The organism is Bacillus sp. EA-CB0995, assembly GCF_055814245.1.
On the sequence record NZ_CP169269.1, the window covers coordinates 2,763,244 to 2,787,182 of the forward strand.

The 23,939-nt window shown below is 34.1% G+C and carries 18 protein-coding genes and 6 pseudogenes; 8 read left to right on the forward strand and 16 right to left on the reverse strand.

Annotated features, from left to right (window positions below):
* Positions 1-28 precede the first annotated feature (28 nt).
* The 10 genes and pseudogenes from ACEWFJ_RS14365 to ACEWFJ_RS14410 all read right to left on the reverse strand — a co-directional run bounded on the left by ACEWFJ_RS14365 (position 29) and on the right by ACEWFJ_RS14410 (position 11,354).
* Positions 29-1,479 (reverse strand): annotated as a pseudogene (locus ACEWFJ_RS14365) (RNA-guided endonuclease InsQ/TnpB family protein).
* 323 nt (positions 1,480-1,802) lie between these two features.
* Positions 1,803-3,131, reverse strand: coding sequence for a DEAD/DEAH box helicase (locus ACEWFJ_RS14370; protein WP_473689025.1), 1,329 nt, complete (start codon positions 3,129-3,131; stop codon positions 1,803-1,805).
* Between the two features lie 198 nt (positions 3,132-3,329).
* Positions 3,330-5,224: pseudogene (locus ACEWFJ_RS14375) on the reverse strand (endonuclease MutS2).
* Positions 5,225-5,745: 521 nt separating this feature from the next.
* Positions 5,746-6,258: a 2'-5' RNA ligase family protein gene (locus ACEWFJ_RS14380; RefSeq protein ID WP_473689026.1), complete on the reverse strand. Its 513-nt coding sequence runs from the start codon at positions 6,256-6,258 to the stop codon at positions 5,746-5,748.
* 5 nt (positions 6,259-6,263) lie between these two features.
* Entirely contained in the window at positions 6,264-6,977 is a 714-nt protein-coding gene (locus ACEWFJ_RS14385) for an SAM-dependent methyltransferase (RefSeq protein WP_473689027.1), read from the reverse strand.
* A 358-nt stretch (positions 6,978-7,335) separates the two neighbouring features.
* Positions 7,336-7,629: a tautomerase family protein gene (locus ACEWFJ_RS14390; RefSeq protein WP_473689028.1), complete on the reverse strand. Its 294-nt coding sequence runs from the start codon at positions 7,627-7,629 to the stop codon at positions 7,336-7,338.
* Between the two features lie 917 nt (positions 7,630-8,546).
* Positions 8,547-8,860: pseudogene (locus ACEWFJ_RS14395) on the reverse strand (DUF3974 domain-containing protein); the annotation flags it as partial.
* Between the two features lie 23 nt (positions 8,861-8,883).
* On the reverse strand, positions 8,884-9,996 hold the full coding sequence (locus ACEWFJ_RS14400; RefSeq protein WP_098307384.1) for a toxic anion resistance protein: 1,113 nt from the start codon (positions 9,994-9,996) through the stop codon (positions 8,884-8,886).
* A gap of 206 nt (positions 9,997-10,202) precedes the next feature.
* Positions 10,203-10,789: pseudogene (locus ACEWFJ_RS14405) on the reverse strand (O-methyltransferase).
* 205 nt (positions 10,790-10,994) lie between these two features.
* Positions 10,995-11,354 (reverse strand): hypothetical protein, encoded by a 360-nt coding sequence (locus ACEWFJ_RS14410; RefSeq protein WP_473689029.1) that lies wholly within the window; start codon positions 11,352-11,354, stop codon positions 10,995-10,997.
* 224 nt (positions 11,355-11,578) lie between these two features.
* Here ACEWFJ_RS14410 and ACEWFJ_RS14415 point away from each other — a divergent pair, with 224 nt between their 5' ends.
* On the forward strand, positions 11,579-11,905 hold the full coding sequence (locus tag ACEWFJ_RS14415; protein ID WP_473689030.1) for a luciferase domain-containing protein: 327 nt from the start codon (positions 11,579-11,581) through the stop codon (positions 11,903-11,905).
* Between the two features lie 110 nt (positions 11,906-12,015).
* Here the strand turns inward: ACEWFJ_RS14415 and ACEWFJ_RS14420 are convergent, their stop codons facing one another.
* Positions 12,016-12,489 (reverse strand): GNAT family N-acetyltransferase, encoded by a 474-nt coding sequence (locus tag ACEWFJ_RS14420; RefSeq protein WP_473689031.1) that lies wholly within the window; start codon positions 12,487-12,489, stop codon positions 12,016-12,018.
* A gap of 184 nt (positions 12,490-12,673) precedes the next feature.
* On the opposite strand from ACEWFJ_RS14420, the pseudogene zwf reads away from it, so the two are divergent.
* A pseudogene (gene zwf, locus ACEWFJ_RS14425) lies at positions 12,674-14,187 on the forward strand (glucose-6-phosphate dehydrogenase).
* Positions 14,174-14,443, forward strand: a pseudogene (locus tag ACEWFJ_RS14430) (cyclase family protein); the annotation flags it as partial. The pseudogenes zwf and ACEWFJ_RS14430, both read left to right, overlap by 14 nt.
* A gap of 167 nt (positions 14,444-14,610) precedes the next feature.
* On the opposite strand, the gene ACEWFJ_RS14435 reads toward ACEWFJ_RS14430, so the two are convergent.
* Both ACEWFJ_RS14435 and ACEWFJ_RS14440 read right to left on the reverse strand, forming a co-directional pair.
* Entirely contained in the window at positions 14,611-15,240 is a 630-nt protein-coding gene (locus ACEWFJ_RS14435) for a GNAT family N-acetyltransferase (protein ID WP_473692509.1), read from the reverse strand.
* A 23-nt stretch (positions 15,241-15,263) separates the two neighbouring features.
* A complete protein-coding gene (locus tag ACEWFJ_RS14440; protein ID WP_473689032.1) occupies positions 15,264-15,494 on the reverse strand; it encodes a hypothetical protein in 231 nt (76 codons plus the stop codon).
* 575 nt (positions 15,495-16,069) lie between these two features.
* Between ACEWFJ_RS14440 and ACEWFJ_RS14445 the strand changes: the two genes are divergently transcribed.
* The 4 genes from ACEWFJ_RS14445 to ACEWFJ_RS14460 all read left to right on the forward strand — a co-directional run bounded on the left by ACEWFJ_RS14445 (position 16,070) and on the right by ACEWFJ_RS14460 (position 19,854).
* Complete coding sequence (locus ACEWFJ_RS14445) at positions 16,070-16,822, forward strand: class I SAM-dependent methyltransferase (protein WP_473689033.1); 753 nt, start codon at positions 16,070-16,072, stop codon at positions 16,820-16,822.
* A gap of 272 nt (positions 16,823-17,094) precedes the next feature.
* Positions 17,095-17,298, forward strand: a complete 204-nt coding sequence (locus tag ACEWFJ_RS14450) for a cold-shock protein (RefSeq protein ID WP_429720666.1) — start codon at positions 17,095-17,097, stop codon at positions 17,296-17,298.
* Positions 17,299-17,385: 87 nt separating this feature from the next.
* Complete coding sequence (locus tag ACEWFJ_RS14455; protein WP_098307362.1) at positions 17,386-17,571, forward strand: cold-shock protein; 186 nt, start codon at positions 17,386-17,388, stop codon at positions 17,569-17,571.
* A gap of 582 nt (positions 17,572-18,153) precedes the next feature.
* Positions 18,154-19,854: a pyruvate oxidase gene (locus tag ACEWFJ_RS14460; protein ID WP_473689034.1), complete on the forward strand. Its 1,701-nt coding sequence runs from the start codon at positions 18,154-18,156 to the stop codon at positions 19,852-19,854.
* 71 nt (positions 19,855-19,925) lie between these two features.
* On the opposite strand, the gene ACEWFJ_RS14465 is transcribed toward ACEWFJ_RS14460, so the two are convergent.
* From ACEWFJ_RS14465 to ACEWFJ_RS14475, 3 genes are all read right to left on the reverse strand, one after another.
* Positions 19,926-20,333, reverse strand: coding sequence for an NUDIX hydrolase (locus ACEWFJ_RS14465; protein WP_098307358.1), 408 nt, complete (start codon positions 20,331-20,333; stop codon positions 19,926-19,928).
* 33 nt (positions 20,334-20,366) lie between these two features.
* Positions 20,367-20,999: a YdbC family protein gene (locus ACEWFJ_RS14470; RefSeq protein WP_473689035.1), complete on the reverse strand. Its 633-nt coding sequence runs from the start codon at positions 20,997-20,999 to the stop codon at positions 20,367-20,369.
* Between the two features lie 494 nt (positions 21,000-21,493).
* On the reverse strand, positions 21,494-22,093 hold the full coding sequence (locus ACEWFJ_RS14475) for a TetR/AcrR family transcriptional regulator (protein ID WP_473689036.1): 600 nt from the start codon (positions 22,091-22,093) through the stop codon (positions 21,494-21,496).
* Between the two features lie 249 nt (positions 22,094-22,342).
* Here ACEWFJ_RS14475 and ACEWFJ_RS14480 point away from each other — a divergent pair, with 249 nt between their 5' ends.
* Complete coding sequence (locus ACEWFJ_RS14480; protein ID WP_473692511.1) at positions 22,343-23,812, forward strand: DHA2 family efflux MFS transporter permease subunit; 1,470 nt, start codon at positions 22,343-22,345, stop codon at positions 23,810-23,812.
* Positions 23,813-23,939 lie beyond the last annotated feature (127 nt).

Sequence of the window (23,939 nt, forward strand, 5' to 3'; positions counted from 1 at the left end):
TGAAGTGGGGGTTTCTCGTGTATCACCTTCAAAAGATGCTTAACACGAGTGGAGTTGACACTGCTGCCTGATGGCACAACCCCTCTATTCCATCGGCAAACGCCTTTGGAACTGCTTTTTTAAGATGTTATAGGAACCATTCACATCTGCGTTCAGTAGTTTATTCTCTTTCGTACGATACAAGCCACGTTTGATCCGTTTCCCACTGAATACAGGAATGTCTTCCTCACCATAAGTGGGAATTACATCGTTATCTAGAAAGGAGGCCTTGCTTGTATACGATTCTTCTACGACTTGTACAGGAATACCTTTTCGTTTTGCCTTATAGGTGATCATTTCAATCAGTAGATTATGTGGGATATGGCAAAAGGATTGATTCTGTCGTTTTCCCATCTCACTGTTTTGTTTCCATGATGTATTTTTCCCAATCACAATTATAGAAATCTCGTGTTGAACTGCGAAATTGACAATGTGATAACTCATTTTGTGAAAGAGATCCTTTATTTTGAGAAATCTTTTTTCATGAAGCCTCTCTAAACGCTTTGATGTGTGTGGTCCCTCTTTTGGTTCTTTTCCTTGACGAAGAATCCCCAGTAAATGAGCCTTTTGTTTGTTGTAGTATTGACTGATGCTTTTGATGACATTGCCCTTTACTAACACAGGAGTGGCCCCTGTATTCGTTATGATAGTTGCAATGTTATTAATCCCTAAATCAATACTCATGTAGCGATGGTTATCTACATGATCATGTGCTGACTCAGATTTTTCTGTCACAATTTCTACTTTAAACTTTCCGTAAGCAGAAGAAACGCGTACCTCTTTCAGATTTCCGATATGCCCAAACAATTTGCCGATATTTAATTTTATGCTTGTTTTTGGAAAACGAATGTACTTCTCTTGGAGTTTACATACTTGATTCGTGAATACAATTTCTTTCGTAGATGATTTGATATATTTGGGAATGCGAGGTCTGACCGTAAAAGTGGAAGGATATTTCTTGTATGCCTTGATGGATGCAAAGAATGATTTCCAGTTTTGATATAGCTTCTTCATAACCGCTTGATTCGTTTGCGCTGGCAAGTTCATATAATCTTGTTGTTTCATTGTTTTAAACAAACAATCTAGAAAGTTATAGGATAGGAAGGATTTCTCTTTTGTAGGGAATGTAAACAAATTACATTTGATTTCTTTCCGTTTTTCTAAAGGTTCTTCTTTTTGTTTTTGCACGCGTTTTTGATACGCATGAAGTTGATTTTCATTCATGGTTTCAATGTACATTTGTAATGTATGGAGGACTTCTTGTTGAAGTGGCTGTAATGGTTCACTAGTACATAAGGCCGTATACACTTGGCGAATATAGAAGTTTGTTGTATTGTAGAGATTTTTTGCGTTTTGACACATTTCCATGAAGTAGGCGTACAATTTGTGACCTTTCTTAATCCAAATTTGATAGGTTGCATATTCTTTTTCTTTTGTCATGATTTTCACCTCCCTCTCTTCTTACCTTCATGATACTACAAAACAGCAAAAAAGAACATATATTCGTATTAGTATCAAAAATTTTTTTGCGAATACAATGGCAATTCATCCCCACCTTAAACTGGGCTATGCCCTGCACGTTTTGAAGGTGGGGTTTTCTTACCCATTTTTCGATAAATAAAAAAAGATACACCACTAATAGTGAGTGATGTACCAATACTTATACAATGTGGAACATTCCATTTGGGTCATTAAAATTAAAGGCTAGATTATTGTTTTACAGAGTAAGGATACTCATGTTAAATAATTGATATATTTCTAACTTATCTTCCGCGATTTTTTTGTCCCGGCTTTGTGCTGCGCTTCTTTTTGCTTGGTTGACCAAAACGAGATTTCTCTGTTTTCGGTCCTTCTTTTCTATCACGACGCCCAAATTGACCAGATTGCTTCTTCTCTTTAAATTGTTTCTTTTCTTTTGGCTTTTGTGTTTGTGATTTTATTTCTTTTTTCACAGATTCTTGCTCGTTAGGCTGCTCTAATACTTGTCGTTGTAATGATGCGTTAATTCCTTTTTCAATTTGTTGTAAATACATCTTATCTTTCGGCGCAACTAATGTAATCGCAAGTCCACTTCCGCCAGCACGACCTGTTCGACCGATACGGTGAATGTAACTTTCTACATCTTCTGGGATATCGTAGTTAAATACATGAGTAACACCTTCTACATCAAGTCCTCTTGCTGCTACATCTGTTGCGATTAAATATTGACTTTCAGCATCTCGAAAACGTTTCATGACACGTTCACGTTTTGCTTGTGATAAATCACCATGAAGTTCATCACAGTTATAGCCGTATCCCTTTAACGCTTCGTACAATTTTGTAACTCTGCGTTTCGTACGACAAAAAATAACTGCTAAAAATGGTTGATCCCGTTCCATTAGTTGACGCAGCGTATCTTGTTTTGCTCTGTCTGTTGTTTCAACAACGCGCTGTTGAATATTATTTACTGTAACTTCTGCACTTTGAATTTTTATAATTTCAGGCTTTCGCATATAGCGCTTTGCAAGAGATTGAATTTGCTTAGCCATCGTTGCAGAAAACAACATTGTTTGTCTCTCTATAGGTGTTTGTTCAATAATTTCTTCTACCTCTGGTAAAAAACCAAAATGCAACATTTGATCCGCTTCATCTAAAACAAGCATAGATACATGCGATAACTCCATTGTCCCGCGGCGTAAATGATCTAAAAGTCGCCCTGGTGTCGCCACAACAATATGTGTATTTCCTTGTAATTTCTTCATTTGCTGTGAAACGTCTTGTCCACCATAAACAGCAAGCACATGAATATCCTTTACATGCACAATCATTTTTTGAATTTCATTTGTGATTTGCAGCGCTAATTCTCGTGTCGGAGCCACAATTAACGCTTGTACATGACTGGACTGTGGATTTATTTTTTCTATTATCGGCAAAATAAATGCTAATGTTTTTCCCGTTCCTGTTTTTGCTTGTCCAATAATATCTTTTCCTGCTAGAACTACTGGGATTGCTTTTTCTTGAATCGGAGTCGATTCTGCAATTCCGTTTTCTCTTAATGTATCATTTAACGTTGTGCTAATTCCTAATTCTAAAAAACCTTTCAAATCGATCACTTCTTTTCACTATTTTTCATATCAAATATTGATTGTACCATTTATTTAGCTAAATATGAAAAACAAAAACGCACTGTTATTGTATTTATTCAAAATAAGATTACATTTACTCTATTTTTAGTATGTAAAACAATCCCTCTCTTCAAAACGTGTTAACGTTTAAGTGAGGGATTGCTGGCAATTGAATTATATTTTCGTTTACTTTTTTCTCATTTCTTTTTGTATGTTTCTTAATGCTTTTTTAGAGCCTCGATCTATATCATGTTGTAGCTTTCTCTCTTTATAACTTACAAACAACGTATTTAAATCATAGCCTTCTGGATACAACTCTGCTGCTTTCAATTCCAGAATAACGCGTTTACAATTCACCTCAATAAACTCTTCTTTGTATAGTACTACAATATTATTGAAACTATCTTTTTTCTTGTATACAATACCAAAATCATTGTGATCTAATAACTTTATTTTGTCTCCAACCTCATACTCATAAGTTTCTTTCGTTTTCACCACATTCACTTCAGGCTTCTTTATTTTATTTTCTTTTACTAGCTCTAAGCTATAATCTTTATTTTCCATATAACACTGTGCTCGCTCCAAAACATGTTCCCGTAAATTCATCTTTCTAGAAATCCAAAGTGCGTTACTATCTCCAGATTCTCCAATAATTAACTTATACATCGGCTCTAATGTTTCATTATTAAATTGCATAGCCGCATTCATGAAGTCACTATGAATTTCTGAGAATCGTTTAATTTCACCATAATGAGTCGTAGCAACTGTCATACATCCCATATGATAAAATTCTTCTAAAATGGCAATTGCAAGTGCGGCACCTTCATTCGGTTCTGTACCACTACCAATTTCATCAAATAATAACAATGTATTATTGTTAGATATTCTCATAATTTCTGAAATATTTTTCATATGTGAAGAAAAAGTACTTAAAGCATTTTCAATACTTTGATTATCACCTATATCTACAAAAATAGAATCAAAAAGGGCAATTTCAGTCTCTTCATCACCATGAATATGAAACCCTGACATTGTTGCTAAAGTTAATAATCCAATTGTTTTCAAGACAATTGTTTTCCCCCAGCATTTGGTCCCGTAATGACTAAACTGCGATATTCTTTTCCAATATCAAAATTTAATGGAACAATCTCACCTTGTAAAAGAGGATGTTTACATTCAACTAGTTTTATATATCCATGACTATTTAATTTCGGTGCTATACCATCAATACTCTTACTAAATTTAGCTTTCGCGAAAATCATATCATATTGACTTATAAGCTCAATATTAATTTTTATATCACTAACATTCTCAAAAATCATTCCTGATAAAGTCGCTAATATTTGATACTCTTCTATCGCCTCTTCCGCTTTTAAACTCGCTAACTCCCCGCTTAATTTTGAAATAACAGCAGGTTCCATAAATACTGTTGAACCTTTAGAAGAAACCTCTACAATTGTTCCTGCAACTTGATTTTTATAAGAAGCCTTAATAGGAACAGTGTATCGATCATCTTTTTTACTAATAAAGAATTCTTGAATATACTCCTTATTTGCACTACTTTTTAAAAATTTATTTAATCGCTCTCCAATCTTTCCTTCTGTTGTTTCAATATGATTTCGAATTCGTTTTAATTCTTTGCTTGCAGCAGAATCAACGCTATTCCCTTTAATTGAAAAATGAATCTCCTCCTCAATATTTGTGAACTCTGCCATAGAATATGCGTAAGAACTTAAAACAGGCGCAAAAAATGCTTTACTTAACATAAACCCCTTAATTTTCCTACATCCTCTTAAAAAATCTGATATGTTAACTAATTCTGCCGGTTCCAAAATCATTCCTTTTTCAAGCTTTCCAATTATGTTCTCTATATTAGAAATCCCTACTAATGGAACATGACTTTCTGTATTTAATATTGCTTTTGCTTCAGTCGTTTCATTTAATCGATTTTTAACTACTTTCACATTCGAGCTTGGTTGTAGCTTATCTAATAATTGTTTTCCTAATCCACTTACACAATATGATTTTACAATTTCCTTTAATTCGTTATACTGTAATTTTTCAAATGTCATTGTATTCATTTCTGTTCTCCTCACTATGATTTAATGATTTAATAATTGAATCATGTATGAAGATACCTAATAATAAAATTTCAATGAGTTTCTATAAAGTGAAAATAAAAAAAGCTACGGGGATACCGTAGCTTTACATACATTTACAAGACAAGTGTAAAAACAAGTATCTATCATTAAACAAACCTATTTCAAATAAAGGTCTAGGTCTTTAATAATAAATACCGCTACATGCTTTATAAAGTGTTGTAGGTATCTTCATAGGTAACTTAAATAAATCCATGACCAAATACAGGGTATAAATTGATATAAAAAATACCCTTCATCATTAGATTTATTTAATTAAATTTTTCCTATTTGGATACTACTCCACTCACAAAAAGCACCTCGTCTAATTTATTTTTTATTCTCATTGAAATCTAAATTATGGAATTATTATACTATATGTACAAAATCAAGTAAAGATACATAATATCACCTATAAAGCAAATCTGCTTCCATGAAGGTTCTCATTTCGAAAAACAATTTCCTTATTTTATTGTAAGTTGTACTTCAAACTCTATAATAAATTCCTCGTTTTCACCTATGTTTTCTACTGTAATTTTATCAATAGTGAATCGCATGGTATCTCGAAGTGGATGAAGATTTTTTATAACGTCAAAAGCTTGTTCTTTATCACCTTTTCTTCCTACAGTAACATGAGGAAGAAAAGGAATTTCTTTGTGAAGAAACGGTTGCAGAAAGTCTGTATACAACTTATTATGCAGCTCAATTATATCTTCTTTTCCTTCCTCTATAAGTAAAAATAAATACTCTTCTGAATTAGTTACAACTGGATTTAACGTAATATGAAAAGAATTCATGTTGCCTACAATTGTTTCTATATGTTTTTTTAAACACTCATTTGGAACTTCACTCACAAAAGGAAATACTAGCGTAATATGAGGTGAAATCAAACCAAATAAAGGGTCATGTTTCCTTCTTATCGCTTCAATTTCTTCTAAATCATTATTACTCAAGAAAAGTAAAATTGTTCTCTCCATCGTAATTACCCTTTCTTCCTAAAAAGAGCTGTCCAAAGAAATGATTCTCCAAATACTTCATTAGGTTGCCTAATTTCTTTCATTTTGCGCAGTTCAATAATCTCAAAATCTTGAAAAATATCGCGTAGTTTTTCTTCTGAATATGCAATTCCTCCCTGCAAACTCCACCCTCGATATACATCCCAATCTGATATTTCTGAACCATTTTTTTCATCTAATTCTCCCGTGGCAAAGCATGTTAAACCGAAAAATCCGTTTGGTTTTAATGCTCGCTTCACTAACTCGACATAATGGATTCTCCGGTGAGGTGGGATATGATGTAAACAGCCAGAATCATATACGAAATCATATTGGTTCTCGACCTGTAAATCAAAGATAGACTTACAGATAAAACGCACTGATACCCCTTGCTCAGCCGCTCTTTCTTCTCCCCATTTAATCCCTTCTTCTGATAAATCAACTGCATCTACTTCACAGCCCTTTTTTGCTAAATACAAAGCATTTCGACCAGGACCGCAGCCTAATTCCAACACTTTTCCTTTATGAATCATATTTCTATCAAAATAGTAAACTAAATTTTCATCCGGCACATTAACAAAGAAAGGTACTTCTTTATCGCGATCGGAATAGAAATTATTCCAAAATGGTTTAGGGGATCTTAATAGAGAATCTAACATAGTAACAATATCATCCATAGTATGTAAAGTTTCATTTCTCATAATCGAATTTCACCTCTTACAAATTATGCTTATAAGATAATTATACCAAATCCCATTCGAATTTACCGTCTATTCGGAATTATCCCAAATAATTTGAAACTACTATTAATTAAACAAATTTATATTTTATTAACTTTTAATAGCTGAGTTTTCGGGGTATAAAAACACCCCTTTAGATTTGATTTTCTAAAGGGGTAAAGCATTGCAAATTTATCTCACTATTCGTGGGCAGTAAAACTCCCACCTCAAGATTATAAAAAAATCCTACTTTTCCGTAGAAGGGTTACTTTCCATTGTAATCAATATTTCTTTAAGTTATCACTACTTGATTAATACATAAGTTGCCTTAGTATCGAAATTAAACATCCAGCTTAAAGGTAACATCTATTTGAGAAGCTTGCTGTCCTCCTTTAAATCCCCAATTATCAAGAGATGGTTCGTGTAGCGTTATAATTATGGCATTCTTGTCGATTTTCAATATATTTGATACTTGTTCTGTTATTTCTTTTAGCAATTTAGCTTTTGTTTCTTTCTTGCGTCCAGGCAAGATTAGAAGCTCAATAAAGACCTTTTCTTCTTCCCATCCATCGGGCATAAACCAGTCACTTTCATCTATTTCAAAAAACTTTACAGGTCCATCATTAGCAGGCACTTTAAAAACATCCTTAAGTATCTCTCTTACAGTAAAAGCAATCAATTTTTTATCTATTCCATTTCTTTTTTAAAAATAAATTTTTACTAATGGCATAAAGACACTCCCTACATTACCTTTATTGTGTAGCATATGTATGAATAATTCGTTTGTAGTAACAAAATATCCTTGGTATGTTTTTCCTTAATCTTGATTTTCATCTTTGTATACTTTATTCATATGAAGTTAACATACTATTATCGGTAGCGAGCAAACTGTAACCCCTTCCCACATTTAGGTTTGTTTACTTTCTTTTTTCTTTTAATTGTAATTATAACTATTATTACGGTACGTGAAATTACTAACTACTATCTCCATCCCAAATTAAACGAGCGAGCATTGATATACCAATGCTCGCTCGTTTAATTCTTAAATTTCTCTTTCGCTGCACGCATCTTCACTTGTAAATCATAATCGACAGCGTTACGAATATTACGTTCTACTGCTTCCATTTCTTTTTGGAATCCTTTTAGATAAACAGTAAGCTCTTCTTCTTTCTCAGAACGCTGCGCTGGTGGAATTTGTGCAATGAGTGACAACATATCTACTAAGTCTTTCATTAAGAAAGTCTCAAGTTTATGTTGCTGTTCAAACATACGATTTTCTTGATAAAACGGAATAGCATGTAAAACAGAGATTGTCACATCATCAATACTTCTTTGCAATGATGGATTCACTGAACGTTTGTACATTTCAATATGTTTTAATGCGTCTGGATAACGATCATAAAAGTATAACTTGTAAAACGAGAAATCTTTCGGTTTCGATAATTGTTGTGATTCCTGTTTCAAAAATTCTTTTACTTTCATCGTTGTCATTTCCATATCTTCACTTGTAATTTGCTTTGTTGTTTTTACATTGTAATGTAGTTTTTTCTGCTTTTCCCTCGGCAACATTGAAAAAACCTGCTGCTTTGTGCGTTGATTAGCTGTGCAAAAAGAATTGTAAATGCTTTTTGGCTACTGCTTCCTTCTGTACGAATCCAGCGGTAAAACAACGGATTCTGTGTAAATTCTCGTAAGAATGGTACTGTGCTGTGTGATAAGCGTGCTATTGAGTCTGTCGCTCGTTTATACGGCTTTGTCCATGATAAATAAAACTTTCTTCCAAAGTAAACAAGTAAAATTACTGCAGTGAGTCCTAACAAAAGAACAATACCTATCAGTGTCAAAATAAATTGAAAGAAATCCATGATTTCACCTCCTCTATTGCAGCTTATTTAGTTGGACGTTGAATTAGCTTCTTTTTCATTTCATCATTGAACGAATCTAGTTCTTTTACAAACATTTTACTTGATTCGATAATTCGCTCTGATGATTTTTCAGACGCTTCAATCGCTGCAAAGACGTTTTGGAATGATTCACGAAGTTTCTCCATGCTGATTGCTGGATTTTCTAATAATTTTGTCGTTTCTTCTGTATTTTGTTTCAACGCTTGTGAGTTACTTAATACCATAGATTCAATTGCTTCGTTTGTTGCATTCACTGCGTCAATTGTTTTCCTTTGGTTCGTTAATGCCAATTGAATAGCGGCAGATACGGTTACAACGTTTTGTGTCATTGTGATTGCATTTCGAATCGCTTCTGTTAATTTTTCATTGTTCTTCTTAATAATATCAACAGAGGCAATAGATTGCAGTAAGACACTCTTTGCTTGCTGCATGTTACGCGTACGTACAAGAATTTTTTCTAGCGCATCATTAATTAACGGAACATCTTTATATCTCTCTGGATTTTGTTTCTCCACTTCCAACATATCCGCAAGTTTCTTACCTAAATATACTTGTTTATCAAGCGCATAAATCTTTGCTTGAGACTGTTCTTTTAACATTTCTAAACCAACACTATCTTCTTTTAAATTATCACGACCAACTAATAGTGACTTTATAATTTCTTCGATTTGTTTATCAATGGATTGATATTTGTGAACATACGTTTCCATTGGATTTTTCTTAAATACTTTAAACATAATTCGTTTCATACCAGTTGCTTGTAATGAATTCGGATCTAATTCCGATACAACTTTACGTAAATCAAGCAACGTGTTAGGAATATCCTCATTTTTCCCATTCATCATTGCTGTTACTGGACGTTTTAATGCCGTTAATGTTTGTCCTGCATCGCGTTGTTCTTTATCTCCTAAATCAGCCAGTTGTGACAATACTTTTGAAAGATCTGCATTATGCTCACTATTTAACTTTTGTACATACAAATCTGCCTCTTTATTTAGTGCAACTAATTCATCCTCTTTAATTACTGTATCTACGATTACCTCCATATTATTTTGTGAATCTACTGATAAGGTTTCTTTCTTTTGCAATTCCGTCAACAAAATCGCTCCTTTATATGCATACACTTATAATTATGGTTAGGGTACCATATCTCTAAACAATTTATATTACATTCATTCCCTGTTTTATATTATAAGTATACCTTTTGTATTTTTGATTGTCCTCAGACCTAAGGCTGAGAAACATCCATTCTTAAGTCGGATTCTTTAGTTTAGAGGCTAACACTTCCTCTTGTATATTCTTTTCAGCTATTTTTCCGCATTACATAGGCACCCATCTTAAAAGGCAATAACACTGTTTCAAAGTTCTCCGCTTCTTCGACTAACTCAAAAAACTTCTGTAATTCTTCCGCATGCGAAGTCGCATTATCGATGACGATGATTCCTTTAGGCATTAAAATACGTTTTAAATCTTCCCACCACCACATATATTGTGTTCGTTCTGCATCTAAAAAATAAAATCATACGACTTGTCTATCTGTTCTGATAAAAATGCCCCAGCTTCTTGATTATGGATATGAATATAGTTTGTGAGGTTTGCTTTTTGGAAGTTTTCAATTGCTTGTGCAACTCGTTTCGATGAGAGTTCAACTGTTGTGACAGTTCCTCTTGTTTCCTCTGCAGCATTGGCAAGCCATAACGTAGAAAATCCATTCGACGTCCCAATTTCTAGAATATATTTCGCTTCACACATTTTCACCAAAATAGATAAAAACTGCCCCATTTCTTTAGACACGTTGCGCAGCTTTTCTTCCCTCGTTTCTTTTGTACAATCATGTTCTAATCCGAATACTTCAAGGTTTTGCAGTAACTTTTCTACTTCTATTCTCATGCATAATCCCCCTTATATTTGCTGCACATGGATGATACTGAAAATGAAATGTAGGTCTACTTACAATTATATGCCATTAGAAAAGCTTTTTCCTGTATGAAGGCGAACTATTATTATATTAAATACAAAATAGAGAAAAGGTGATCCAATTTCAGTAATTAGATCCCCCTTTACTCGTCACTCATATAGAAACAAGTATCCGACATTAATCTCTCATACGTTTCCTAATATCTGCTGCCACCTTAGTAGGATCATCAATTTCAAAAACAACATACTTGTATTTTTCATGACCCTCTAATTCGATCATTACGAGAGGTACTCTATTTTCATAGGAAAGAAAATACCATTCATCTGCATATTTAAAACTTCCTTCAAAGATATTAAGAGAAGAAACAGATGTTCCAGGCATCCGAAGCATCCATTGCGGAGCATCAAAATAATCAACATATACACTTTTAATAGTATGAAATGGCATTTTTAAGGATAGTTTCAACGCAAAAAAACCAGTTACTCCATTCAACTTCAAAACTACACCTTCATCATCAAAGTGTACTTCTCTTCCCATGTTCTCCCTCCTAACTTTTTCATACCGGTTCTACCTCCCAAATTATACCATGTCCATTCCAAGAATGTTCAAAGATACTGTCAGAATCCAAATTTAAATCGATTCTCTAAACTGCATATATGAAACCATTTTCGTACATACATTCATACTTTTGAACGATATAAACAGCAAATAAAAAACATATTATACTATTAAAATCTACGATTTATAAGGAGTGAACTATTATGTCACTTAGCGAAATGATTAAAAAAGAGCTTCTTAGTTGGAACGGTGTAACTGAGAAGCCGCATCGATATGGTGGGATTGAATTTAATTATAAAAATAAAGAATTAGGTCATGTTCACGGAGACACATTAGCTGATTTGCCATTTCCAAAATCAATAAGAGATGAGATTTTAAAGCAAGGATTAGCTCAGCCTCATCATATTTTACCTGATTCTGGATGGGTTAGTTATTACATGAAAAGCGAAGATGACCTTCCTTTACTCATTCACCTCTTCCGTTTACAGTACGACAGAATCGTAAAAAAATTAGATAACACCCAAATGTAAAAATATAAAAGGTATATTAGCTCCAACTAATATACCTTTTATCCCGCATTAACGGGCAATAAGCTCCCCCACTGATGGAAGTTTCACTTTATACCAAATCCATATATCATCTATTCTTCCCTGCTAATTATAAAGCGCAATAAATCTTCTTCTTGATCAAATTCCCCTGCTTCAACAAAACCAAAACTTTTATATAATTGACGAGCAGCATAGTTTTCTTTATGAACTGTTAAGCGAATTTCTTTACACTGCGCATATTGCTTTATAATCCAATTCACCATCTCTCGTAGCGCCGCTCGACCGTATCCTTTACCTTGATGCTTTTCATCAATGATAAAGCCATTGATCCAATACATATCATCAGTATTCTCTACATAAGCATGCATCACAAAACCAATCATTCCCCGCTCTTCTTCATAAATTGCAAAGGGCAGATAATTCACATTATCACCATCTGGTTTAATATACACCTTAGCCAGTGATACTGCTACAGTAGGTACAAAATGATTTTGAACATCTTTTACTTTTAATTTTAGAGCCTCTTGCCAATTCTCTCTCATCACTGCTCCCAATTGCACTTTCATCTTATTCCTCCATCTTTAATTTAGTCCTACATTTCTCTACTGTTTAAAATTCTCCTTCTTTTTTCAAATGTACTATATGTACCCTATCAGCTAAAATAAATTATTTAACAATAATTTTACATATATTGCCAAAAAAACCGCATACTAAGTGTAAATTTAGTTTGAATAAAGTGAGGACCATTATATGATAAAAACTCCTAAAGCTATTATTGTTATTTTTGGCGCAACAGGTGATTTAGCAAAGCGTAAATTGTTTCCTTCTATTTATAGATTGTATCGTAATGGAGAAATTTCTGAAGATTTCGCCGTTGTTGGTGTTGCAAGAAGACCTTGGTCTAATGAAACATTTCGTGAAAATGTCAAACAATCCGTTAACCACTTTCCAGATGATGATGGAAATCAGGAGACATTTGCTTCCCATTTCTATTACCATCCTTTTGATGTAACAAACGTATCTTCTTATCAAGAGCTTAAAAGTTTGTTAAGCACTCTTGATGACAATTATAATACGAATGGAAACCGCATTTTTTATTTAGCGATGGCACCTGATTTTTTTGGTACAATTGCCACAAATTTAAAGTCAGAAGGATTAACTTCTACGGAAGGATGGATTCGTTTAGTTATTGAAAAGCCGTTTGGCCATGACTACGAATCAGCCGAAGAGCTAAACAACCAGCTTCGTCAGGCGTTTACAGAAGAGCAAATTTATCGAATTGACCATTACTTAGGAAAAGAAATGGTTCAAAATATTAAAGTAATTCGCTTTGCTAACGCTATTTTCGAACCACTTTGGAACAATCAATATATTGCTAACGTTCAAATTACTTCAAGTGAAACATTAGGAGTTGAAGATCGCGGACGTTATTACGAGTCCTCAGGTGCTCTTCGTGATATGGTTCAAAATCATATGTTACAAATGGTTGCTCTCCTTGCAATGGAACCGCCCATTAAATTAACAGCAGATGAGATTCGAAGCGAGAAAATAAAAATCTTTCGTGCTTTAAGATCTCTTACTGAAGAACAAGTCGAACAATATTTTGTTCGCGGACAGTACGGATCCGGCATCTTAAACGAAGAAAAGGTGATTAGCTACAAAGAAGAAAACGCGGTAGATCCAGCATCTAATACAGAGACATTTGTCTCTGGTAAGCTCATGATTGACAACTTTAGATGGTCAGGGATTCCTTTTTATATTCGAACAGGTAAACGTATGCAAGAGAAATCGACTGAAATTGTCATACAATTTAAAGACTTGCCAATGAACTTGTATTTTAATAAAGAAAAAAGACTCATCCTAACTTACTAATTATTCATATTCAACCCGATGAAGGAATTACACTGCATTTAAATGCCCAAAAAACAAATAGCAGTGTTACATCAACACCAATTAGATTAAGTTATTGTAATAACTGTGCAGATAAAATGAACACACCCGAGGCATATGAGGTTCTCCTATATGATTGCATGCGTGGTGACTCAACCAATTTTGCGCATTGGGAGGAAGTGGCCCTTTCCTGGAAATTTGTTGATGTTATCTCAAATGTTTGGACAAACAAAAAAGCTGAAAACTTCCCTAACTATGAGTCTGGATCAATGGGTCCTAAAGAATCTGATGCTTTATTAGAAAAAGATGATTTTCATTGGTGGCCAACTATAACAACTCGTTTTAAAGAAGAGAACGACAATGAAAATATATGATATAACAGCACCTGTTTTTGAAGGGATAACTGTTTACAAAAATACGCTTGAAAACAACCAAAATTTTCGAAAGTAACAAACACTCCGTATAGAGTTAGATGTTCATAGCGGTATACATATTGACGTACCTCTACATATGATCAATGAAGGAAAAACATTCGAAACAATTTCATTAGAAAAATTAGTAGGATCTGCTAAAGTTTTTGATTTAACAGCAGTTGAAAATGCAATTACAAAAGCCTCTTTAGAAAACATCGTAAATTGAACAGAGGAAAAATTCGTTGCAACAAAAAACACTCATCAATCATAATTGGATGAGTGTTTTTACTTACTTCTGTAAAGCACTGTTCTATCGAAACAATACTTTATGCTTCATTTGTTTGTAACCAATGTTGGTATTTTTCGATAACTATAAATAAAAAATCAAAATTCTGCTAAGATTGGAAACTTACCTTGGTTAAATTCAATAGGAAGTTCTCCTCTTACCATAAAATGCTTATTTGATTCATATAATTTCAACTTAAAATCTTCGACTCCTAATTGATCTGGAGAAAAATAAAACTCTATTGTATGAAACGCTTCCGGAATTACTGCACATAATTCATCTAAAACAGGCATTAATTCACTTATTACTCCGTATAACTTCAACATGCCATCTACAACTTCGTATATAAGTATAGATTTGATTTCCTCTGAAAAGTAAAGCTTATCGTTCCACTTTTCATCGTACATATGTAAATAAAAAGAAGATTGATAGTGAAGTGGTGCAAAAACTCGCGAAAGACATTCTTTATTTTCAAATACATCTTTTATAAGCTGCAAATCTTCTACATCAAAAAAATCTAATTTTCGAATAGCCGATAACTGTAGTTCATTCTTTTCATACTGCATAGTGGATATATATTCTTTCACTGTTTGAAAACCAAATGATGTATACAGCTCTGGTGTTTCTGTAAATAAAAATGAATATGTATACTCTTCATCTATGCTTTTCAATGCTTCACACAACAAGTGCTTCATTAAACCTTTATTACGATAATCAGGATGTGTCATCACAGACTGAATACCAGCTGCTTTTATACGCTCTCCCCAACCATCATTGGCATTGAAAACATAGATACATTTGCAATTGCTGTATTTTCTTCAAATAAAGTAAACGGAGAGTAAGTTTCATCCCAAAACCCCTTTTTATAAAAGTCTTGTAATGTATGTACTGGAATGTGAAATACTCGTTCGAACAACCCATATAATTGTTCTCTTCGTTCATTTTCAAACGCATAATTAACACAAATTGTAAGATTATCCATGTTGTTCCTCCACTTACAAATCACTACTTATATTCCCCTTATTTTTTAACATAAAATGTAAGAAGTGAAATAAAGAATAAATTTTATCTTACAATATATTATCATAATTTTTTAAAAAAAGTTTATGTTCACAAAAATATAATTACCATTAATAAAAGTGTTATAAAAGGATATTTCAATATATTTATATCGGGTTTTTATTTCATATTTCCTCATTGTTTAGTTTAAACAGTGTTTTAGATTGAATGTTATTTTTCTAATCCTCAAGTATCATTTCCAACAAATTCTTAACAAAATTTAAATCTTACTTCCATATTTAATACAGCTCCTTCATACCATTCTTCTTAAATTAATTAATAAAAAAATGAAAACAATTTCATTTTTCTGATTTTCACATTTACTAATTAACGTTAAAATCTTACAATAACCCTTAAGATATGTCATTTATATTCCATTTAGAAAGGAAATGTACATATATGTATCATTATGTAATAGACATATAGTAACTTCATTTCATGTCGTGGACCTCCTCTTATATATTACAGCTATAAATATATAACTCAGGAGGAATTACTATGAAGGACACTTTTTACCATTTTATTAAACAGGCGGATAAGCCTTTTCATGGGTGGGACTTCTCGTTTTTAGCAGATACCGGAAGGCTAAGCACAGAACCTCTGCCATGGAGTTATGCAGCAAATGTATTACACTATATACAAAAAGTAGATAGCATGCTAGATATGGGGACTGGTGGCGGTGAGTTTTTATCTTTGTTAACCCCGCTTCCTGCTAGAACTGCAGCAACAGAAGGCTATCCACCAAATGTAGCTTTAGCAAAAGCGAAATTAGAACCTTTAGGTGTCTCTGTTTATCCAGTCGAGGATGATACATGTTTGCCTTTCGCAAACAATCAATTTGATTTAATTCTTAATAAACATGAATCATATTGCGAATTAGAAATAAAACGAATTTTAAAACCAAACGGAATTTTTATTACACAGCAAGTTGGCGGATTAGATAATTTAGAATTAAATCACCTGCTTCATGCATATAATGAAAGTGAATATAGTTATTGGAACATGCAGTACGCCTCTTCACAACTAAAACAAGCTGGCTTTCAAATTCTTAAGCAACAAGAAGCATTCCCGTATCAACGCTTTTACGACATCGGAAGCATTGTGTATTATTTAAAAGCAGTTCCATGGCAAATCCCTGATTTTTCAGTATCCAAATATGAAGATCGCTTACTTTGCACTTATAACTTCATTCAACAAAATGTATATATTGAAGTAAAAGCACATCGATTCTATATCGTAGCTTCCTTATAATGCCTCACCTCTCCAAGCAAGTTAATCCTGCATGGAGAGGCCATTTGTTAAAATAGCCAAAAATGTTACCATCACTTGCAATATTTCTCATTTCGTTGTAAAATGAAACGGTAGAATACAATATGCAGACGAATCCACTTCACATATTATCAAGCATCAATAGGGATGATATGCGTTCCTTATGGGTTTTTGATAATATGTGAATTTTTATTTTCTTAGAAATAAGACGGATCATATTATATTTATTTTTTTATTTTTAGGAGGCATTTACCATGACATTAACAGGTAAAGTAAAATGGTTTAACAGCGAAAAAGGTTTCGGATTCATCGAAGTTGCAGACGGAAACGACGTATTCGTTCACTTCTCAGCTATCACTGGCGACGGCTTCAAAACTCTTGACGAAGGTCAAGAAGTTAGCTTCGAAGTTGAAGATGGTAACCGCGGACCTCAAGCTAAAAACGTTGTAAAGCTATAATTTAGACAATAAAAAGGTTGTTAACACGAACGGTTAACAACCTTTTTACTTATACAAACAAATATTTCACATAAAAGGAGTGATTTCATGTATCGTAACAAAAAGAATGACGTTGCAGAAGTACCACCGGAAGAAATCCCAGTTTGGGAATGTGAGTCAGAAGAGTGCTTAGGATGGATGCGAAAGAACTTCGCATTTGAAGAACATCCGAAATGTCCTTTATGTGGAAGTGAAATGAAAAGCGGAGAACGTTTATTGCCTCGATTGGGATAAACCATAGGTTGCCCCTTGCAAGATGTTCTCTGCAAGGCTTTTTCTTTCATCTCTCCTAAATGATGATTCAAATGATTTCCAAGCTATACATAATTGCTAACAGCTATTGAACCCTCTTCCTCCCTTATTATCACCAGCATAAAATACATCATATTACTAACTATATGAATCATTGAGTATTTTCTATTTTCCCTTATACTTCATTACAACAAAAAGCAAAGTAGTAAATAAACTACTTTGCTTTTTTGTTGTGCTTACTCCTTTATCCCGCATTAACGGGCAGTAAGACCCCCACCTCAAGATTGAGAGAAGCGAAGAAGATAGGTGAGGGATCCACTTGCCCGTAAAAGCCCGATTGATTCAACTAACCATCAGTGAGGGATGAAGAAAACCCTCACTGATGGAAGTTTCACTTTATGTGACTCTTTTTCCTACACAGTACTTCCATTCCCCCTTCTATATCGTATCATTGTGGATTATCGTACTTGAATAAGCTCCCTTTTCTATAGCTTCTATTTATTTGTATATTTTACCTATTTTATCAAAAAATAAGTTTAGCTTAATAATAAAGGAGTGAGTACGTTGTTTCGAAAAACAGCCGGTGAAGTACTAGTCGATTTACTAATCGAATGGGGCGTTGATCACGTATATGGCATGCCTGGTGATTCCATTAATTCTATTATCGAACCTCTTCGTAAAGCACAAGATAAAATTAAATTCATTCAAGTTCGTCACGAAGAAGCAGGTGCTTTAGCAGCTGCTTCTTATGCAAAATTAACTGGAAAACTCGGCGTATGTATGGCAATCGCAGGGCCAGGTGCAATTCATTTACTAAATGGATTGTATGATGCCAAATTAGATCAAGCGCCCGTCCTCGCTATTACCGGTCAGATTGAGTCTGATTTAATTGGAACTGGTTTTTTCCAAGAAGTAAATTTAGAAAGAATGTTTGATGATGTCGCAGTTTATAACCAGCGAATCATGTCAGCTGAGCAACTGCCAGCTGTTGTCAATCAAGCAATTCGCATGGCTTATACAAAAAAGGGTGTGTCAGTTCTTACAATTCCAGATGACATTCAAAAATTTGAGGTAGATGCAAAAGCACGGATTACAACCTCTTCTTTTACGATGCCGGAGTTATTTCCGCAAAAACATGATTTAGAAAAAGCAACGGCTGCATTAAATGAAGCAGAAAAGCCTGTTATTCTAGCAGGAAAAGGGGCAAAAGATGCAAGGGAATCTTTGCTTGCTTTTGCAGAACATATTGGAGCTCCTATTGTGTTAACACTTCCAGCTAAGGGGATCATTCCAGATGAGCATCCACTTTGTATTGGTGGTTTAGGTTTAATCGGAACAAAACCTTCATATGAAGCGATGAAGAATGCCGATACACTCATTATGGTCGGTACTTCTTACCCATTCACAGGATTTTTACCAGACAAAGCAAAAACAATTCATATCGACACAGATCCAGCACAAATCGGAAAGCGTTATCCAACCGATATTGGTCTTGCTGGTAATGCTGATAAAACCTTAAAATGGCTCACACAAAATATCGAAAAGCATACTGATCACTCTTTCTTAGAATATCATCAAGAACTGATGAAGAAATGGGAAGAAAGACTGCACAATCAAGAAAACGACACTTCTATTCCAATTAAACCACAAAGAGTATTGCATGCTGTGCAACAAGTTGCACACGATGATGCTATTTTATCAGTAGATGTAGGCAATGTAACAGTTTGGACAGCGCGCCATTTCCGTATGACAAATCAGCGCTTTATTTTATCAAGCTGGTTAGCAACACTTGGCTGCGGTCTTCCCGGCGCAATTGCTGGGCAGATTGCGTATCCAAATAAACAAGTTTTCGCAATTTGCGGAGATGGTGGATTTGGTATGACGATGAACGATTTTGTAACAGCTGTGAAATATAACCTCCCAATCATTGTAGTCGTATTAAACAACCATAAAATCGCTATGATTAAATTTGAACAAGAAGTAATGGGAAATATTGAGTTTGGTACAGAACTTACAAATCCAAACTTCGCGAAATATGCTGAGGCATGTGGTGGAATCGGTTACCGTGTGGAAAAACTTGAGGAATTAATGCCTGCTTTTGAAAAAGCTGTACAGCAAAATAAACCATGTATTATAGACGTTATCGTTGATGTCAATGAAGCCCCTATGCCGGCAAAAATTACATTCGCACAGGCAGCTGGCTATACAAAGCACATGCTGAAAGAGTTATTTGAAGAAGGAAAAATTGATTTACCTCCTTTATAAAAATACAAATATAAAACAGCGGTTTATTTTTCAATAACCGCTGTTTTATTGATATCTATCCTGTTATTTCATTAAAAAGCCACCAAAAATGGTTGTTTCTTTTCATCTAAACAATATAAAATACGCTCTTTGAAATTTGTCCATGTTACCATTTGCAATGCTTCTTCAATAGAAAAGTACCCAACTTCTAAACTTTCACTACTTGTTGTAAATTGTCCACCAACTGGCTTTCCTAGGAACAAATGATTGCAAATACATTGTGAAACATTTTGATACACTCCGCAATATTTTATAATTTCAATATCAATTCCAGTCTCTTCTTTCGCTTCTCTAATAGCACCTACTGGAATTGCTTCTCCTTCTTCTACTTGACCACCAGGGATTTCCCAGCCTCGCATTGGACTTTTTAAAAGTAAAATTTCATTTTTATCATTTAATACGACCGTTGCAGCCGTTACAATATGCTTTGGATAAGGCATACATCCCCCTCCTTTATAAAAAACAATGAATTTCTATACACAATGAATAGGTAGTACAGACCAAGAGCTGACAAGTGTGATTTGTTTCCCCTCTATACGTAACACTTGTTCAGATGGGTTTGCTAAATGTTGTAATTGAGGGAATATTTCTTTTACATAATGTTGGTGAGCTGCTGCATCTTTCCATAAAGACAGAACAATGTAACGGTTCGAAGAAAGAGATCTTCCAACAACTCCTCCCATCATCCCTTCTGCTCTTGCTATACCTGGATTCCAAACGGTTTCTTGCATATGTAAAAATTGCTTTTCATGCCCTTGCTTCGCATCACATATCGCTACTCGTAAGAAGGAACTATGCTCCAGTGCTTCTACAAATGAAGTATCCGTTATGTCAAATAAGGATTGATATAGCTCTGTTTCACATGATGTATACGTGCTTTTTTGATTGCTGCTATGAAAAATCGTATCATGTGTTTCATTCATAAAACTTTGATACATTTTCATATTTTCCCAGCAACCAACTATATAAGCTTCTGATTCATTCCATCCCCCGATTTGTCCATGAAACCCTTCTAATTCTTTTAACTCTCCCCATTGCTCTTGAGCAGTTGAAAATCGTTCCTTTTTTTCTTCGTCAACTTTACAATTAATAGACTTAATTAACATACTCGTATCCCCCCTATTTTCTCCAAGACTTTCATACAACTCTCTCTTCATTGACATCACTAAAATCTTATATTTTTATTTTAAATAAATTAAATGGAAAAATCAAAATTATAAGAAATTTAAAACCAAAGAGTAATACTTCCTAATGGACAGAAATCATAAAATTATATATATGTTTTTTTACATTTAGATATATAAAAAGTAAAAGGGATAGAATCTATCCCTTTTACTTTAAATGACCTGTAAAAACTCATTATTACCACAACATTTAAAATAAGTGCAGTGGTACAATTAACTTCAGTGCTACATTGCTTCTTACTAAATTCTATTTATAATTCTTGTTTGACTAAAGCATCCTGTTACTTTAAGTACATTTATTCACAATCTTATCTGCTCTCGTGCATTTTGTAAGTCATCAGTTAGGAGGGCACGGATTTTTTACCACACAGAGTTCAGCGCATACCTACACTAGCATAGTTAAATTTTATACATAATTAACTGTCTTCATTTAGCCTTCTATGGTGAAGCAAAGAGAATTGTTTCGCTAAAAAAGTTGGTGTATATGGCATATCATTTTGAAGCCAAGAAATAATCGTACCTATTATAGCTGAAGAATTATACCATATCAAAATGTCCCTTTTTACATCTTTTATCAAATAATGGTTGGAGCTTCCGCGTTCTTCTATTCTTGTAACTATCATTTCCCTCAATAACATTAATAAACTGTCTCTAAAGATGGGGGTTCTCTTAGACGTTAGAATGATTTTATAAAAATTTGCATGTTCGGCTATATGCTCAAGGAGATTCACCAATGTTTGCCAACTCGCATCTTCAGAGAACGTCTGATTCGTTGGTGTTTTATTAAGAACCCTTGAAATGTCCGCAACCATATCTTCCGTCATTTTTTCCAACATATCTGGAATACCACGATAATGTAGATAAAAGGTCACTCGATTGATGGTTGCTCGCTCTGCCAATCGATTAACAGATATTTTTTGGATATCCATTTCCTCAAGTAATTCAACAAAGGCATCTTTAATTAATTTTCGTGTACGGAGTATGCGAGGGTCTGTTTGAGACTTTTTATTTTCCATTATTTCCACTTTCCTTTCTTGTCAAATGCTAAGCTACATTCTAAATATTTACGTCGTATTTCTTCAGGATAAACTACATAAAACTTATTTATGTAAACTACTTTACACATTGTCACTATTTGTAGATTGTAAACATTATAAATTGTGTATATAATCTCATTTATACAATGTTGATTATACAACATATTGTAAATTAAATGTACGATAGAATACTTGAAAGGATGAATGAATTTGAGTAAGAGTGCAACAATGAGTCAATCTATAAAAAAGGGACCAATCATGTTTGTGATGATAATAGGTGCTTTCCTGGCCACGTTTAATCAAACAATCATGAGTGTTGCCATTCCGGAATTAATGAATGATTTTGGTATTAAAGCTTCAACAGCTCAGTGGCTTACAACGGGTTATATGTTGGTAAATGGGGTTTTGATTCCTATCACAGGCTTTTTAATGCAAAGATTTACCACTCGTCAATTATTCCAAAGTTCGATGATTATTTTTCTTGTCGGAACGATTGTTTCTGCAGTCGCAACCAATTTCCCTGTACTTCTGATTGGTCGGCTAATTCAAGCAGCCGGTGCTGGAATTATTATGCCTTTGCTCACGACTGTTGTTTTATCACTTTTCCCTCCAGAGAAGAGAGGATCCGCTATGGGTATGGTTGGGCTAGCTATTATTTTTGCCCCTGCAATTGGACCAACTCTTACTGGTTATGTTCTTGATACATTTCCTTGGCAAGCCATGTTTTACGGCATGATTCCATTTGCCGTTATTGTTATCATCTGCGGTTTTATTTATCTAAAAAATGTGTCAGAAACTGTCCGCTCCAAGGTAGACTTTATTAGTGTAGTCCTTTCAACCATCGGATTTGGTACTTTAATGTATGGCTTCAGCCAAGCTGGCAACAATGGTTGGTCAAGTACAGAGGTAGTTGTTCCTCTAATTGTAGGAATCCTTGCCCTTGCCTTGTTCACTTGGCGTCAACTAGTCTCTCAAAATCCGTTACTGGATCTTCGAGCCTTTAAATACAACATGTTTACCTTGACTACCCTTATAAATATAGGTGTTACCATGATGATGTATGCAGATATGATGTTGCTTCCTCTGTACCTTCAGAATGCTCGCGGTTTTACTGCATTGGAGTCTGGTTTACTTATGCTTCCTGGAGCACTTCTAATGGGCTTGCTAAGTCCTATAGTTGGAAAGCTCTTCGACCGCTTTGGAGCGAAATGGCTTTCTATTATCGGTATAGCTATTATTATCATCGCAACCTTTGGCTTTATCCATTTGACGGACTCGACCAGCTACACTTTTCTCATCCTGATGTCTACATTTCGTCGTATTGGGATGGCAATGATGATTATGCCAATACAGACTGCAGGTTTAAATCAATTACCATCCAATCTTTATACACATGGCACAGCTATCTTAAACACCATTAGACAAGTAGCTGGCGCAATAGGTACTGCACTACTTGTAACAGTCATGACAAACAGTACTAAGAATTACCTTCAAGACTTAATTGCCACTGGAGGAGGACAGGGTGAAACACAACAACATATGATTATGGAAGCTTCCATCCAGGGGATAAATGACGCGTATTTTATAATTCTTATAATCGGAATAATTAGTTTATTACTTTCCTTCTTTATCAAACGTGTTAAAAACGCTTCCGAAGAAAAATCCAACATAGCTTTAAGGAAGCAAGCAAGAATTTAAAAGGCAAATCTATAAGATACAAAGAAGACAAAAATATTCTAATTGTATACCAAGGGGGAATTAGATGTTAAATAAACCCTAAAGATTATCATCTTGCAGTTTTTTGGAAGCAGTATATAGGTAAACA